Source organism: Acidobacteriota bacterium, from assembly GCA_029861955.1.
Taxonomy (GTDB): Bacteria; Acidobacteriota; Polarisedimenticolia; order Polarisedimenticolales; family Polarisedimenticolaceae; genus JAOTYK01.
Genome location: JAOTYK010000004.1, coordinates 1 through 16301 on the forward strand (window position 1 = coordinate 1; position 16301 = coordinate 16301).

Sequence of the window (16301 nt, forward strand, 5' to 3'; positions counted from 1 at the left end):
AGATCGTCCTGGTCGGTGGCCTGCTGTTGCTGATCTTCCGATTCCTGGCCCAGGTGTTTCCGACGACCCTTCCCCTCTCGCCCATCGCGCTGCGTTGGATCGCAAAGCCCAACGCCCCGCGGGCGCTCCTCGCGACATTGTTTGTATTGACGTTGCTGGGTGGCGCGTGGATCTCGGCGACGGGGCTGGGATCGGTGCCGCACGTCAACGACGAGGCGGCCTACCTGTTCCAGGCCAAGATCTTCGCGGAGGGCAAGCTCGCCGCCGACGTCCCCGCCGATGCTGAATTCTTTGCGCACGAACATGTATTGCAGTCCGAGGGACGCTGGTTCTCGAAATACCCACCGTTGTTCTCACTGCTGATGGTGCCGTGGGTCTGGATCGGCGTGCCGTGGATGACCAACCCGCTCCTCGCGGCGCTGACCGGCTTCCTGATCTTCAAGATCACCCAACTACTGACGGACTGGCGTTGGGGTGTGGTCGCCTGGCTGCTGGCGTTGACATCACCGTTCTTCATGATGATGGCCGGCTCGATGATGGCGCACATGACGGCGGCATTCCTGATTACCGCATCGATCTACTTCACGTTGCGTGGGCTTCGTGACGATGAGACTCGATGGGCGATTCTTGCGGGGCTCTGCCTCGGCGCCGCGATACTGGCACGCCCCTACACCGCGCTCCTGGCGGTCAGCGCGCCGCTGTTCCTCATCGCGACGCACGCCATCCATCGTGATCAGCTTCGAGCCGGTCTGCGATTCGCCCTCACCGTTGCGCTCTGTGTCGTGCCCTTCGTCGCCGCCTATCTCGGCTGGAATCAGTTGAACGCACCTCCAGAATCGTCGGGACTCAATCTGTACACCGCGTACCACGCCAACGACATCGTCGGCTTCGGGCCGGACAAGGGATCGGGCTGGTGGGTCTCCTGGGGCGACTGGGGCCACACACCGGCCAAGGGACTTCGGAGCGTGACCCGGTTCGTGGAGAATTCCTCCCATCACTTCCTGGGATGGCCCGGACGCTTCTCGTTGGGCCTGATCGTCGCCGCCTTTTTCTGGGGTCGCCGACGGGCGGTCTTCTGGGGGTTCATCGCCCTGACGGCCGCGCTCATGATCGGCCACTGGGCCTACTGGGCGGCGTTCCACACGGGTTACGGCGCCCGCTACTGGTTCTCGGCGGCACCGGTCCTGCTGGTCTTGTCGGCCATCGGCCTGCGCGAGGCCCTCGACCTGCGCTGCGTACCGTCGGACGTGCTGCCGCAACGGGTGGCCACCGGTCATCTGCTGGGCATCGCGCTGGTGGGCCTGTTTATCGCATCGAATTTCTCGAACTACTTCCCCACACAAATCCGCGAGCTAGCGGAGTACGGCGGCGTGACCAACCTGCTGAAACGAGAGATGCGGGAGCGGGAGATCGATCGTAGCCTGGTCTTCGTCTGGACCGAGGGAGTGATCTACAACGAGGGTTTCTTCCTCAACGATCCGTTCATGAAGGATGGGTCGATCTTCGCCATCGACCTGGGAGAACGAAACGCCGAACTCCTGCGACGCTACCCCGATCGACCGGCCTACCGTTGGACGCGCGGGCGTCAACTCATCCCACTGCGCGGAGTCCCAGGCTCACCGGCGGTTGCCGAGAGCCGTCCCGACACGATGGACCTTCATTAGGTTCGTGGTCCCCGTGACTCCGATCGGTGAGCCCGAGAGGACGACGACGATGTCGCCCGGCTGCACCCACTCCTGCTCCAGCAGCACATCGTCCAGCGCCGCCATCAATGCCTCGATGGATCGAAGGTTGGGCAACTTCCTTGGCTCGATGCCCCAATGGACCCGAAGCTGTCGACAGACCTTTCTGGATGGACTGAACGCCAGGATCGGCGTGCTGGGTCGGAAGCGAGCGGCCTGCATGGCACTGAAACCACTCTGCGTGAAGACGACGATGTGCGACGCGCGCACGTCATAGGCCGCACGACAGCCGGCCCGCGCTACCGTCAATGCCACCGACAGGTCCCCGCTGGGACGACCGGCCACATGCATGCGTCCCGTCCCCTCGGCCTGAAGAATGATGCTGTCCATCATCGTGACCGCGTCTGTGGGAAAGTCGCCGGCGGCGGTCTCGGCGGTCAGTAGCAGGCTGCTGCTGCCGTCGAGGACCGCGTTGGCCACATCGCTGGCCTCGGCCCGGGTCGGTCGTGGCGAATGCCGCATCGATTCCAACATCTGTGTGGCGGTCATCACCGGCTTGCCGGCGGCGTTGGCCCGTTCGATGATCTGCTTCTGCAGGATCGGCACCCGCTCGGGTGGCAACTCCACACCGAGATCGCCACGGGCCACCAGGATGCCGTCCGATGCTTCCAGGATGTCGCCCAGCTGATCGACGGCCTCCGGGCGTTCGATCTTGGCCAGCAACGGCAGATCGCTTCCGACGCGCTGGAGTTGCTTTCTGGCGGTCCTCAGGTCATCGGCGCTACGCACGAACGAGATCGCCAACCAGTCGGCACCGATTTCGACGGCGGTGCGAAGGTCGTGACGATCCTTGCGGGTGAGCGTGGGGACCGACAGCTGACAGCCCGGGAGATTGATCCCCTTATTGTCGCTGATCGTCCCACCGCGTGCGACTTCACAACGGACCACATCGCCCTTGACGGAGATGACACGGAGATCGATCTTGCCGTCGTCGATGAGGATGCGGTCCTTGGGACGCACGTCGCTGCTGAGCGCGGCATAGGAGACCGGAATCGATCCCGCCGGCGCTCGCTTGCGACCCGCCAAGACCTCGACCCGTTCGCCATCGACCAACTCGAGGCTTCCGCCGTTCAGCGTGCCGACCCGAAACCGCGGCCCCTGCAGATCCGCCACCAGCGCCAGGTCCGTCCCCAGCTTGCGACTGACGGTTCGCAACCGCGAGGCCCGCTTCCGATGATCGTCGGGGGTCCCGTGAGAGAAGTTGAGGCGGGCGATATCCATCCCACTCTCGATCATCTCCCCCAGGACCTTGCGACTGTCGCAGGCCGGGCCCAGGGTGGCGGCAATCTTGGCTCTACGGGCCATGAACACTCCGTATTCCCCGGATCTTGGCCTGACGGTGTTTTCCGGAAAGGAAAAGGGTGGCACCACGGGCGCGGGGAGCGTTGGATATAGTAACGGACCGGACCCGTTCATAGTGTCGGAGAGATCGTGAGAATCCCCACGGGGCTAGCCTGGCTGATGGTCGTCATGACCCTGGCCACCGCTAGCCTGCTGCGCCAGTATAACGCGGGCACCCCCGAGTCGCCTTACGTGCCGCCAATCGTCGGCAGCCTGCTCTTCGCCGCTATCTTTGTCCTGCTCCTGGTGACCGCCCGTGAACGGCAACGGGGTGCCGTGCCCGGCCCCGGGCTTCGACTCGGAACGATTACACCGCTGCTGTTGATGCTGCTGGTCGAGAAGTGGCTCTCGCTCTACGCCTACGGCTGGTTCTTTTCTCTATTCCCATCCAGAGGCGGCTCGATCCTCCTGGACGATGCCCGCTATCGTGCGTTCGCCGGCATCGCTCTCATCGGCGTCTGCCTGCTCGTGGCAGCCTTCTCCGTTCCGACCGCGCGCAAGGTGATGCGTCGTGCTCGCCCGGCCCGTTTCCTGCGGGCGGCGGGTGGCACCGGTGCGGTCATCCTGGCCACCTACTTCAGCCTCTACGTGCTGGCCTCCTTGAGAGGAGCGCGATTCGAGCTTAGCTGGCCTGAACCCAGCGAGTGGTTGATCTGGGCGCTGGTCGGCCAGGCCCTTCTGGCATTCGGTGAAGAGGCGTACTACCGCGGACTGTTGATGGGCGAGCTGGAGCGGTTGGCGCCTCGACTACGACTGTCGACCCCACCCGCGCGACGTTGGTTTGCACTGCTGGCCACGTCGCTTCTGTTCGGTGTCGAACATATCCTCCTGCAACCGCCATGGACCTCGACGATCCGACAGCTGCTGTTCACGGTCTGCCTGGGGGTGCTGTTCGGCCTGATCGTGATGATCTCGGCGAACCTGCATTTCTCTGCGGGGATTCACGCGTGGATCAACTGGCTCTTGCTGGGCGCCGCGCCACACTTCGTTGGCAGCGACGGACAACCGGCCCTGCCACCCGGTGCTTACATCGCGGTCATGCTGGTGTTCGCTTTCTTCGTCGCCTACGTGTTGCGCCGCCGGAGGGCCCACTACACCTCGTCGGTGGCACCGGTGTCGGCCGTTCGCTGACGGGTCTGTTCGCGAAGCACGCGGACACGGAAGGCCAACTCACGGATATCATCCGCGATGCGTCTCGCGGACTCCTCGACGATCCGGACACCCTTGACGGCGGGCTCCGGGAGGTCCTTGCGGACCGCGAGGATCTGCGCCCGACCCAGAAGAGGCGTCAGCGGGTTGTTGATCCGGTGACAGATCATGCCCAGTTCATCGAGTTCGGATCCAACCTGTCGCATCCAGGTCGTGTCGCCAATCGGTAACCGTCGCATCCAGACGACTTCTCCAACGCCCGGAAGGTTTCTCCGGTTAATCTCGACGTGAAGCTCGGCGGGCTGGGCGATGGCGACGCCACCGTCATTCACGCCCGCGGTGTCATCGATATCGACCGTCAGAACCGCGACGCCCGTCTGACCGGGAAGAACCTCGCCGACGAATTTCTCGACCGGCTGCCCCAGGAGATCGTCGGGAGAGATCGCGACCCATTCGGCGAAGCGTGAGTTGCAATTCTTGACGGTTCGATCTTCGGCGATTACGAGGATCGCCACGTCCAACACGTGCAGGACACCCTCGAGATCGGAGCGGAGCTCTTGCTCCCGGCGCCACGATCGCTGAAGTTCCATGTTCAGACGCTGCTGTTCCTCGGCCCAACCCCTCAGCTTGGAGACGGCCGCCGACTTCTCCATGAGTGCCGACATCTGCCGCGAGAGCATCGCAATCGCACGGAGCCGCCTGCGATCCTCCTCCGACGGCGGACCGGTGCGCTCGTCGAGCACGTCGGCGGAGAGCTCTTCGAGACGCTGCTCGAACTCTACCAGGACACGATCCAACATCGCGTCGGAGTCATGACTGCAACGGATCAACTCGAGACTGATCTCGTCGTTGCGACACATCCAATCGTCTGTCTTCCGATCGCTCAAGCTCGTCCTTCCGCTAGCCCAGTTCCCCGGCCATCACCTCGGACTGGATTCTTTCCAGCGGCAATACCGCCGAGAACTCGCTGCCCCCTCCCGATCTAGGCTGGAACGTCAACTCGCCGCCGTATCGCTTCAGGATCTGACGGGTCTCGTACAGACCTATTCCCATGCCATCGGGTTTCTCCGTGAGAATCTCGCCACCCTGCTCGAAGGGCTGGAAGAGACGTTCCAGTTGCGAGAGTTCGATACCGGGACCGTGATCACAGACGTGGATGCTCAACTGATCCGGACCCATGTCGGTTCGTACCTCGACGCCACCGTTATCCGGTGAGAACTTCAGCGCGTTGTCGATCAGGTTGCCGATGGCCCGTGCACAGGCGGCCGTGTCGAGGCTAAGCGGAAACTCCGGATGCTCGGTCTGGATCTGGAGTCTGTCGCCCTCCATCCCGGAGGCCGCACGCTCGAGCAACTGTTGAACCGTACATGTTTCACAATCTGCGCGTTCGGAATCGCGATCGATGGTCGCGATCTGAAAGAGTCGATCGATATGTGTCTGGAGCGTCTCGCCGGACTCGACGATCGAACGGAACATCTCGGCTCGTTGCGCCGCGTTGGTTCGGTAGTCTCGCAGAAAGGTCGCCGAGGTCAACATCGCCGTCAACGGAGTCTTCATCTCGTGAGAGAGGTTGTCCAGGAATCGATCCTTCAGACTATCGAGGCTCTTCAGCTCCTGACACGCCTGCCGCAATTCGGCGGTGCGATCCTGAACCTCGACCTCCAGGTTGTCGCGCTGCGCCTCGATCTGTTCGTACAGCTCCGAGCGTTCGATGGCGACGGCCAGGTGGGCACCGATCGTTGCGAGAAATCTTGTGTCGGTGGGATCGAAGGCACCGTCGGGACGTTTCGCCGAGGCCACCAGGAGATGATTCTCGTCATCCCCCACCGGAACCGCCAACAGTGCACGGATGTCCGCGAGCGGTTTCTCTTCCGCCAGCTCGGCGGACTCCTCGGTGAGATCGTCCAGCACCGCGGGGCGACCGGTCTTGACCAGTCGCGCCATCAGCTCCTTCCCGCGTGACGAGCGATGGAAGGGCTCCGACTCCACGCCGACCACATCGACGACTCGGGTGCCGGTCTCGTCATCGGGGACCACCAGGGCCACGTGATGGCAGACCATGACTTCGCGGACAGTCTTGAGTGTCTTGGAGATCAGCGTCTCCCGTGAGAATTCAACTGCGGAGGACCTCTGAAGCTCACCGAGCAGCCGCAGGGCCTCGGCCTCGCGCTCGAGGCGGGTCGCCCGTCCGGACTCTTGCGTCAGCTGCTCGCCCAGTTCGACGCTTGCCTGGACGGAACTCTGAAGCAAGTCGTCCTGCGGCACGACGACGGGGCTCTCGGAGGGTGCCGGCGTCTGATCGCCGGCCTGTTCGACCCGTGCGGTGTGCGGTGCAAACGCGCGACGGATGTGTTCCTCCATGTCGCCCGTCTCCATCGCCTTGCGCGTCTTGGGTTCGGCCTTTTCGACCAATCGGGCCAGCATCTGTGTGCAGGCATCGACGAAGGTCTCGAGGACCCCCTGCCCCGTGATGGCGACGGCGGGGTACCCGCTCTCGGCGGCAAGCCCGAGACGATGGGAAAGGTTCGCGACGCTGATCGCGCCCTCGACATCCTGTTTATTGAACTGGTGCAGCACCGGGACGACCTTCGGGTCGAGTCCCTTGGCCCGCATGTTCAGCCGTAGGTTCTGTAGGCTCCAGCGATTCTGTTCCTCGCGATCGGGGCTGGAGTCTGCGACGAAGATGACAGCGTCGGCACCGGATAGCACCACCTGGCGTGTCGCGTCGTAACGGACCTGGCCTGGTACGGTGTAGACCTTCAGGGCGACGCGATAACCCAGCACGTTGCCGAGATCAAAGGGCAATAGATCGAAGAACAGCGTGCGGTCGTCTGCCGTCTTGACCGAGACCAGCTTCTCCTTCTGTTTCGGATCCAGGATGCGGTGGAGCGACTCCAGGTTGGTGGTCTTACCGCCGTACGCAGGCCCGTAGTACACCACCTTGGCGTACAACGTCTTGTCGGTAAGACTCCACTGGGCCATGATTCGCAGCTCCCCTCGGCGCGATCAGTTCTTGGAGAGGAGCGGGGCGACGCGCGCCACCAACTCGGCTGCGGTGATCCAGCGCACCGTCATCGGCGAGCGTGGATCCTCGTGTCCGTCTCGCGAACAGTCGGCACAGACGGCCGCGATCCGGTGATCGATCTCGGTCTTGGTGAGCACCCGCGGCTCAATCTCGGCTACGGAACCATTCCTTCGATGACTCATACCGTTCTCCCCTGTTTCCCTTGTTCGGCTAACGCCGCCTCGTCCAGAAGTTCCCTGACCCGTCCGATCAATTCCGATGGCGAGTAGGGTTTTGTCATGAAGTCCGCGGCCCCCAGCTCGATGCCTCGTCGTTGATCGTTCTCGCGACCGCGAGCCGAGAGCAGGATCACCGGGATATCTCGAAGCTCCGCGTCCGATTTCAACACTTCGCAAACCTCAAAGCCGTCTCTCTTCGGCATCATCACGTCCAGGATGATCAGGTCCGGGCGGTGCTTCTTCACTTGCTCGAGGCATTCGTCGCCATCGCAGGCAATGCGCGCCTCGAACCCCTCCTGCTCGAGGATGTACTCGAGAGGTTTGCGGATGAAGGCATCGTCGTCGACGACGAGAATCGTCTGCAGCTTGCTCATGACGCGGCCCCCCCGTCGTGACCGACGTATCGCATGGCGACCACGGTCTGGTCGTCGTGTACGGCGACACCCTTCGCAAACTCGCGAGTCGTCGCAATCAGTTGTTCGCAGAGATCCTTGAGTGGCGCGGCACGATGCTCCACAAGGAAGGACTTCAGCCGTTCGCTTCCGTACATCTCGCCGGTCGGATCCCGGGTCTCGGTGATGCCGTCGGTGTAGAGCAGCAGCACGTCGCCGGGCTCCAGCGTTCTCTCGACGGATCCGTAGCCGATGCCGGGGACGATGCCCAGGGCCACGCCCCGGATCGCCAGCGGCTCGATCGATCCGTCGCCCCGGGAGATCAGCCCCGGAAGATGGCCGGCGTTCCCGAAGCTCAGTTTCCCGCTCTCTGGATCCAGTCGGGCGAGGGAGGCCGTGACGAACATGTCGTTCCGCGAGAAGCCCTCGGTGAGGTCGTCGTTGATCCTCCCCAGGGCGTCGGACAGCTTGGCGGTCCGTGTCGTCTCGATCTGCATGACACCCTTGGCCTCGGCCATGCAGAGACCGGCCGGGATGCCGTGTCCCGACACATCGGCGACGATCATGCCCAGCCGACCACCGATGTCGGTCCAGAATCCGTAGTAGTCCCCACCGATCAGATCGGCGGCGTGACAGGTGCCGTACAACTCGACACCCTCGATCTGCGGTGCTCGTAGCGGCAGGAGGCTGCGATGGATCTGCCGTGCGATCTCGTCTTCACGACGCCTCGCCTCTTCCCGTCGTGCGGTTTCGGCCAGATGGTCGTTGCGGATGAACGCCGCCGCAAGGGTCGCGAGGGCCTGGAGGAGCTTGACGTCGCCGCTGCGAAATGGCTCGTCGCCCGTTCGACCGCGAAACAGCATGACGCCGGAGTGGCTCGGTTCGCTAAACGGCAGCGGCACACAAACGTGCAGCGGCTCCCCCGGTACGGAGAGCATCGGTCGCTCTTGATCGACACATTCGGTGACGACCGCCGGCGGGATGTCGGCACCCTCTTGCTCGATCGGGACCTTCGCCACGCGGCGGTACAGGTCGTCCTCACGGATCCACAATTCCGCATGTTCGGCGGCGAGACGATCCCGGGCCTCGTCCAATACCAGGACGGAGATCGCTCGTTCCCCGAACACATCCCCCAGCCGGTCGCAGATCCGGTAGACCAGGGTCGCCTCCTCGTAACGCTCCAGGATCTCGCCGGACAGGCTGGCGGACTCACGTTTGAGTCGCATCAACTCCGGGAGCCAGCGAGCGACCTGGCGACGGGCGCTGACGGATCCGCCACGGAGAAAGAAGCCGTCGGTGAGCTCCAGATCGCCCTCTTCCGACGTCTCGACGACGGTCATCGTCGGATGACCGGCCCGCTCTAGACCCAGGGTCAGATCTCTGGCCCAACGCCGCCGTGCGGCGCAGGGGGGGACCCCGGGGCCACGCTCCAGAGTGGTCGACGACACGTTCTACTCCTCTTTCCTCCCAAATGGATAGCAATACACAAGCCAGATTTTGTATATGTGTCCAAATCGGCGACATTGGGGGCCGTTGGAGCCGTGGGAACGGGCGACGAGCCCTCCGGGCCTCAATAAAGCGTCAAGGAGTGGCGCCTCGCGCTCCGATCGATGACAATTTTTGGACTCCGATGACGGATCCGGGAAATTTGCGTCCATCGGAGTCGACGGACGTTTCATTGAATGTGGAGGCCCCTAGACCTGTGGAGGAACGGATGACGGCGACGGTGCTCGACGCGACGGCGCCGCAGACCGACGAAGAGTTGTTGCTGGCGGTGCGTCAGGGACAGACCGATCTATTCTCGTCGCTGGTGCTCCGCTGGGAGCAGCCGTTGTTCCGCTTCGTCTCCCGGATGATGCCCCGTCCGGAGGATGCCCGTGACATCTGCCAGGAGACGTTCCTGCGGATCCTCGATAAGGCCGATCGCTATCGCGAGGGCTCTCGCTTCTCGACCTGGATGTACCAGATCGCGCTCAATCTCTGTCGCGACCAGGCCCGTCGAAGTAAGCGTTGGGGCAAGCTCCTGGCACCGGGCGCTTCGTTCGACGAGACACGCTTCGAGAGCCCGGTGACCGAGAGCGCAAACGGACCCGCCGAGGAGGCGATCCGCAGCGAGCAACGTCTGGCGCTGGTGCGTGCCATGCAGACACTCCCGGCTGAGCAACGCGAGGTGTTGGTACTCAAGGAATACGAAGGACTGAAGTTTCGAGAGATTGCGGCGATCGTCGGCTGCCCGGAGAGCACCGTCAAGTCGCGGATGTATTACGGATTGAACGGTGTGCGACAGGCCCTGCAACAACAGGGCATGGATTCACTCTAGCGTTCGATGCGGAGGATGGTGCGATGACAACGTGTAACGACATTCCCAACGAAGACTGGATCGGCTATCTCTACGACGCGATCGATCCCCAGCGTCGTCAAACCCTGGCCCTTCACCTGGATGACTGTGCCGACTGCCGCAACGTAGTCGATGACCTCCAGGGAACTCGACAGTTCATGAAGGAGCACGCGCAGGAGGTTCCGCTGGCGCCGCGTCTCGTCGTACTACGCCCGCGAAGCCAGGCGTCGTTCTGGACCTTCGCGGCCGGTCTCGCGGCGGCCACCGCGGTGTTCGCCATCGGCCTGACCGTCGGGATGCGTAGCGGCACGCCGGTGCAGCAGCCCGTGGACCACGCGCTCGTCGACCGGCCGACGCTGACGAAACCGCAGACCCTGCCGGTCGGTGACTATCTGACTCGCGAGGAGTTCGAGCAGGCCCTCGTGCAGTTCAACCGCGCGACCAAGGAACCGACCCGTACGATCCAGCAACCGGCCTACCTGACCCACTCCGATCTCACGAACGCCCTCCAGCGACTGGAGGTGGCGTTCGAACAACGGAGCAGCGACGACTTCAACTTCATCATGGATGAGATCACCGCCATCGAGAGTCGCGGCGTTCAGGAACGCGCCTTCAATCGCAAGTTGATGGGCGTGGTGATGGTCGATCAGGACCCACGTTACAAGGATCAGTAGCGACAGGGTCCCGGCAACTAGCGGGAAGCAATCCCCAGATCCGCCAGATGATCCCGGGCAGCCGGTGCCACCGGCGGTCCGTCGTCGTCGCGGAACGTCGCATCGGAATCGGCAGCGCCCCTGAGCGCCGTCGCCGCCTGTTCATCGTGACCCAGCGCGGCGTGCACCCGACCGATGTAATAGAGCGCAGTTCCCTTGCCGATACCCGTGCGACCTTCTTCCCAGCGAACACGGGACCAGGTCGCCAGCGCCTGCTCCCGCTGTTCGTAATGCTCGAGCATCACGGCCAGATTGGAGAGCGCGGACATGCCGTTCTCGTCCCGTCCGGCGCCGTCGACGAACGCCCATGCGGCACGGGCGAAGTCCGCCGGGTGACTCCCGATGTTCATGACGATCTGCGGCGACCAACGCACGGACATCCGGGCCTCGCGGGCCGCGCCGTCCAGACGTTGCTGCCAGCCGACGGCCAGCGCGCTCTTGGGATCGGCGTCCATGAGGGCTCGGCCCGCCGTCGCGGCGTTCGCCATCGGCATACCTGCGATCGAAGTCAGCCGATCGCCCACGGCAAGTCCCGCTTCGTTCGCCGCGGACTGCGGGGTCACCGCGACAACGATGGGGGCGCCTGTGGAGACATCGTCGGCGAGCCGCAGACCCCAGCGCGGCACACGCCACATGGGACGCTCCCAGCCGTCGACGCTATTGAATTCCTGGACCTGTTTCAGGATCGGGCTATAGGCGATCCAGCGATCTCGTTCGCCGGCCTGTGACGACGGGATTATCGCCAACACCAGCGCGGTATCGACCGGCAACGGCAACGAGCTCCAGCTTTCCGCCTCCTTCAGATCGCCCGTCGGTAACGACACGCTTGCTCGGCGGTTGAAGCGCTCGGCCATTCTCGCCAACTCGGGTGCCAGGCGGGCCTCACCAGCGGTCACGAGATTGGGACGCGGGCTGACATCCAGATTCGAAGGAGGCCCCTCCGGCAGGACCGACCGCGCACCCCACAACAGATTCTGACCCAGCCGGATCTCGATCTTTCGTTCCCCGGGACAGGTCGAGACGGGCCCCAGAGGGAAGCGACCGACCTCCTCGTCATCGATGAACAACTGCGAGCCGTCGATGGCGCCGACAAACATCACCGTCGCGTTGACCGGCTCCAGCCGCTCGACACGCAGACGTCGCGGGCCCGGCTCCATCAGGTCCACCGACAGCACCTCGGACAGGACGATCGCCCGGTGACAGTTCTTGCGTAGCTCGATCTGATGCTCGCCCAGCGCCACGTCAGCAAGTAGCAGCTCTCCGATCCCGGATCCATCGAGAGAACGACTCGTGCGACCGACGACCTTGCCATCCAGCAGGACCTCTACATCGTAGCTCTCGGTTCGGATCACCAATGTCCTCGAATTGGGAACTAGCGTGACCTCGAGGGTAAGCACCTCACCCGCCGTCACCGTCACCACTTCCCCGTGAGGGTCGAAGCCGGACTGCTCAACGCCCACGCGGTGCTCCCCGGCAAGCAGCGGGATCCTCCCGTCGGAATCGAGGGTCACACTCCGTCCGTTGATTCGGTAGGTCACCGTCGATGGCGTCGAGGCGATGGTCAGGTAGCCGATCGTGCGCTCGCGAACCTTCTCGAATCGCTCGCGGGCCTTCCTGGGGGTCAGACTACTGTCGGGCACGAAGCCCGGTCGTAACCTCAGGATATTCTCGTAATCGGTTTCCGCAGCATTCAGATCGCCGAACGCGACGTGAGTCTCCGATCGCAGGACCCACAACTCGGCGCGCTCGGCCTCCTCGAGCTGTGGATTCCCCAGTGCCGAGCCGATGGCCACCAGCGCCTTTTCGAATTCCAGTTCAACCAGATAGTCGCGGATCTGCTGCAACGGCGACGACGGCTCCACCACCGGACTCTCGGTCTCGGTCTGCCCTATCGCGACCGACAGTCCCAGGATCAACAGGGCGACCGTACCGCACACTCTTCGTAGATCGATCACGGTAGTCGCCCCCAGACGCCGTTGGCATCATCGAACAGGTGAACCGACCCGTCGGCGGAGATCATCACCTGCCCCGGTCGTTGCAACTCCGTCATCTCGAGATCCAGCGTGTTCCATGGCTGCCCGCCGGCGGTATAGAAGCCGAGGCTTCGGTTGCGTCCGTCCAGGATGACGATCCGTCCCGCCCCATCGATGGCGAGACCCTGAGGTCGCGTCTGAGCAACCATACCGAGCGCCTGTCGCTGCCCATCCGGTCGTATCCGATGTAGTTGGCGACTCTTCGGGTCGAGCAGCAGCAGCGAACGGCCGTCCCACGCCAGGAACGGATTGCGCATCGAATCCAGCGACGCGAACGGCTCGGGAACCGACGCACCCGGTGCGAGGTAACCGATCGTCGTCGAACGACGCCCGATCAGATAGAGACCGCCGAGACCATCGGCCGCAAGTCGGCTGACCGGTCCCCAGTCTCCGCTGAAGCCGACGGGGACCACCAGCCCCTCGTCATCGAGCCGGATCAGCTGGTTGCCCGCGGCCACGAAGATCCGTCCGCCGTCGGTGGTCGAGACGGCGTGCGGGTCGTCGACGGTCCACTGATCCTGAACACGCCCATCGCGATCCATGGTCAACACCCGGTGCTGGCGACGATCGAGGACGATGATCTCGTCGCCGGACTTCCCCTGTCGCAACGCGATGCCGTCCTCGGAACGATAGCGTCCGTCGATAACGACCCGCTCGAATTGTTCGAGGTCGGGCGTGCGACCGAGCAGGGCCCGCATCGCCATGTCCCGGAGGGGTTGGACGACCTCCGGCTCGAGGCTCTCGTCGTCGAGGAGTTCCTGAAGTGTTGCGGCAGCCTCGCCGTAGCCGCCCTCACGCAGGCGGTAGCGGGCCCACGCAAGTCGCGCACGACCACGCAACATGTGATCGCCCTCGTCGGCAAGCAGCCGTTGTGTCGCGTCGGCGGCTCGGCCGTAGTCGCCTTCCAGTGCCGCAAGACGTGCGATGGTGAGTCGCGCGGCACCGCGCCAGGGTCCGGCGCGGCCATCGGTGGCGACATCCAGAAGATCCAACTTCGCCGCGGCGGTATCGAATCCCGGGACCGGCTCGAGGGCCAGCAGCCCCAGAAGATAACGAGCCTCGGCCACCCGGTCCCCCGCAGGGAATTTGCGAACGAGTTCCGTCAGAAGCCCGCGAGCCTCGTTGACACTGGCCGGGGTCAGACGACCGGTCTCGTCCACCGAACGCGGCACACCGATCAGGAGGACCCGTTCCAGAGCCGCGTCATCGGCCAGTGGCCCCTTGGGATCGACCTCGATCACACGCTCGAGGGCCGCCACAGCCTGGGATGATCCCTCGGCAACAAGACGACGGGCGATTCGGAACTGCTTCCGTGCGGCCTCCTCGTCTGCCAGCGCGACAGGGAGACCCGTAGCAAACAGCATGGAAAGCAAACCGATCGTTGTAACCCTACGAATCACCCACGCCTCCCGAACGAAACACGCACCGGTGGATTATCCCCGGACCGCAACGTGACCTCCTGGTCTCTCGTCTCGCCCGTCGGGTTCAGTTTGACGCGAATTCCGTAGGTGCCCACGGCGATCCGACGGTTGGCGGGCGTATCGTCCACATACTTCCACTCGCCGCCGGCACGGCGGAGGAAGATCTTGCAGTTCGCGGGGAAGGCCTGCACAACAAGATACGTAAGCTCCGGCGGCGCAAGGGGCAACTCACTGCGGGTGTCGGCACGGATCTCCACGTCCTGACTGATATCCACCCAGTAAGTATCGTTCTTGAGGCGAACCTTGTGAGGACCGGCGTTCAGCGTCAGTTCCCGCGTGTCCCGCGGGATCCGATTGCCGTCGACGTAGATCACCAGCGGGTACGGGGACTCCGGAAAAGTCAGGACCCCCTGAGGAATCTCCGTCAGCTGCAACGCCTGCAGGGCGCTGCGGGCGTCCGGTGGGTTGGCCTGCTCCGCGATCACGACGGTCCCGGGGAGGTAGCCCTCGGCGCGAACGGCGACCGAGTTCTCACGACAGAGATTGAGAACGATCGACTCGCCGACGGCGAGGTTGGTCTCGCCGTTAACCCGTGCGGTCGCCCCGTCGACACCGGGCTCGAACGTCCACTCGTACTCCGTCGGCTCCAGTAACAGGACGATCTCCGTCGCGGCATCGTTGACGTGGACGGGACGGTTGACCGTGCGACATCCCGACTCCGCCGTCAGCGTCCCGAACGGGCCGGAGGGGCGGAAATGGATGATGCCGTCTGCAGGAACCGGGACGCCGTCGTACAACACCTCGACCGTGACCGGCTGGGTGATGACCGTCGCCTGGATCATCGGCGCCTCGCGCGGGTCCGGAGGTTCTCTCAGCCCGAGTTGCTCGCCGAACACGATATAGGCGACGGCGGCGCCACCCAACAGCACGATCAGCGCGATGAAGAACGGCATCGCCGAGGATCGACGCGGACGACTGCGATGGGTCGCCTTGGCAACACCGAACGACGGCCCCGAACCGGCCCCCATCTTGACCGTCGCGACAGCATCACTCGCAAGGGTCGCGTCGGCGTCGACCACCGGCGCCAGCGTTGCGCGCGCCAGCGGGATCGCGCGGATCGCGGCGGCAAACCCGTTGCCGTCGGCGAAGCGATCGGCAGGATTCTTGGCCAGCGCGGTCTCAAAGAACGTGCGTAACTCCGTTGGCGCATCGGGCACGATCTCGCAGACCTCGCGAGGGGGCTCGTTGACGATTCGATAGATGATCGATGAGATCTTCCGACCCTGAAACGGCTTCTGACCGCTGAGCAGCTCGAACGCCACCACCGCCAACGAGAAGAGATCGCTACGGCCGTCCAGCTTCTGCCCCCGGATCTGTTCCGGCGACATGTAGCTTGGAGTTCCCATTAACGTGTTGTCGCCGTCAAACGCGCGGTCGGTCGGAAGAGCCAGACCGAAGTCCATGACCTTCAGATCTCCCGGCGCGGAACGCATCAGGTTGGCCGGCTTGATGTCACGATGCACCACGCCCGCACGATGGGCGTAGTCCAGTGTCTCGGCCGCCAGCGCGATCAGATCGACGATCTCCGTGGGGTCCAGCGCGGTCTCGCCTGTAAGAAATCGGTCGAGCGTGTCGCCCTGCACCCGCTCCATCGCCAGATAGATCAGACCATCTGCCTCGCCCACATCGAAGATCGTGACGATATGGGGGTGGAGCAGCTTGCCGGCCGCGCGAGCCTCCTGCAGGAAACGATCCCGTGCGTCCCGTCGCTCCTCCTCCGGCAGCTCGGAGAAGCCGCGGACGGTCTTGATGGCGATCTCGCGGTCGATCTGGGGATCGTGGGCCAGGTAGACGTCGCCCATGGCGCCGCTGCCGAGCTCTTCGAGGATCCGGTATCGACCGAGGTGTTGGGGGCGCATGCGGGGGGTC

At 64.0% G+C, this 16301-nt stretch carries 13 protein-coding genes; 4 read left to right on the forward strand and 9 right to left on the reverse strand.

Translation table 11 applies throughout. From position 1 onward, the window contains the following. Positions 1-1664: glycosyltransferase family 39 protein (locus OES25_02565; protein MDH3626526.1), on the forward strand; the 1664-nt coding region annotated here is incomplete at its 5' end. On the opposite strand, the gene pyk is transcribed toward OES25_02565, so the two are convergent. Continuing rightward, positions 1617-3047, reverse strand: a complete 1431-nt coding sequence (gene pyk, locus OES25_02570) for a pyruvate kinase (GenBank protein ID MDH3626527.1) — start codon at positions 3045-3047, stop codon at positions 1617-1619. The two genes, OES25_02565 and pyk, sit on opposite strands and share 48 nt — an antisense overlap. 126 nt (positions 3048-3173) lie before the next feature. Here pyk and OES25_02575 point away from each other — a divergent pair, with 126 nt between their 5' ends. Beyond that, positions 3174-4214, forward strand: a complete 1041-nt coding sequence (locus OES25_02575; GenBank protein ID MDH3626528.1) for a CPBP family intramembrane metalloprotease — start codon at positions 3174-3176, stop codon at positions 4212-4214. On the opposite strand, the gene OES25_02580 is transcribed toward OES25_02575, so the two are convergent. From OES25_02580 to OES25_02600, 5 genes are read right to left on the reverse strand one after another with little or no spacing between them, the layout of a single operon-like run. Beyond that, positions 4175-5119 carry a hypothetical protein gene (locus tag OES25_02580; protein MDH3626529.1) on the reverse strand — a complete coding sequence of 315 codons (945 nt, stop codon included), beginning with the start codon at positions 5117-5119 and terminating at the stop codon, positions 4175-4177. The two genes, OES25_02575 and OES25_02580, sit on opposite strands and share 40 nt — an antisense overlap. Before the next feature lie 13 nt (positions 5120-5132). Next, positions 5133-7214 (reverse strand): ATP-binding protein, encoded by a 2082-nt coding sequence (locus OES25_02585; protein ID MDH3626530.1) that lies wholly within the window; start codon positions 7212-7214, stop codon positions 5133-5135. Positions 7215-7238: 24 nt separating this feature from the next. After that, a complete protein-coding gene (locus OES25_02590; protein MDH3626531.1) occupies positions 7239-7439 on the reverse strand; it encodes a hypothetical protein in 201 nt (66 codons plus the stop codon). Continuing rightward, positions 7436-7849 (reverse strand): response regulator, encoded by a 414-nt coding sequence (locus OES25_02595; protein MDH3626532.1) that lies wholly within the window; start codon positions 7847-7849, stop codon positions 7436-7438. Before OES25_02595 ends, OES25_02590 begins: the two co-directional genes overlap by 4 nt. Next, complete coding sequence (locus OES25_02600; GenBank protein ID MDH3626533.1) at positions 7846-9315, reverse strand: serine/threonine-protein phosphatase; 1470 nt, start codon at positions 9313-9315, stop codon at positions 7846-7848. The genes OES25_02595 and OES25_02600 overlap by 4 nt, the downstream gene beginning before the upstream one ends. Positions 9316-9581: 266 nt before the next feature. On the opposite strand from OES25_02600, the gene OES25_02605 reads away from it, so the two are divergent. Together OES25_02605 and OES25_02610 are read left to right on the forward strand one after the other, a co-directional pair. Then, positions 9582-10187, forward strand: a complete 606-nt coding sequence (locus tag OES25_02605; protein ID MDH3626534.1) for a sigma-70 family RNA polymerase sigma factor — start codon at positions 9582-9584, stop codon at positions 10185-10187. 23 nt (positions 10188-10210) lie between these two features. Next, a complete protein-coding gene (locus OES25_02610) occupies positions 10211-10879 on the forward strand; it encodes a hypothetical protein (protein MDH3626535.1) in 669 nt (222 codons plus the stop codon). 17 nt (positions 10880-10896) lie between these two features. Here the strand turns inward: OES25_02610 and OES25_02615 are convergent, their stop codons facing one another. From OES25_02615 to OES25_02625, 3 genes are read right to left on the reverse strand one after another with little or no spacing between them, the layout of a single operon-like run. Further along, the gene (locus OES25_02615; protein ID MDH3626536.1) at positions 10897-12873 is read right to left on the reverse strand and encodes a PEGA domain-containing protein; all 1977 of its coding nucleotides are present in this window, start codon (positions 12871-12873) and stop codon (positions 10897-10899) included. After that, on the reverse strand, positions 12870-14351 hold the full coding sequence (locus OES25_02620) for a hypothetical protein (protein ID MDH3626537.1): 1482 nt from the start codon (positions 14349-14351) through the stop codon (positions 12870-12872). The genes OES25_02615 and OES25_02620 overlap by 4 nt, the downstream gene beginning before the upstream one ends. Then, complete coding sequence (locus OES25_02625) at positions 14348-16291, reverse strand: serine/threonine protein kinase (protein MDH3626538.1); 1944 nt, start codon at positions 16289-16291, stop codon at positions 14348-14350. Before OES25_02625 ends, OES25_02620 begins: the two co-directional genes overlap by 4 nt. Positions 16292-16301: the final 10 nt, after the last annotated feature.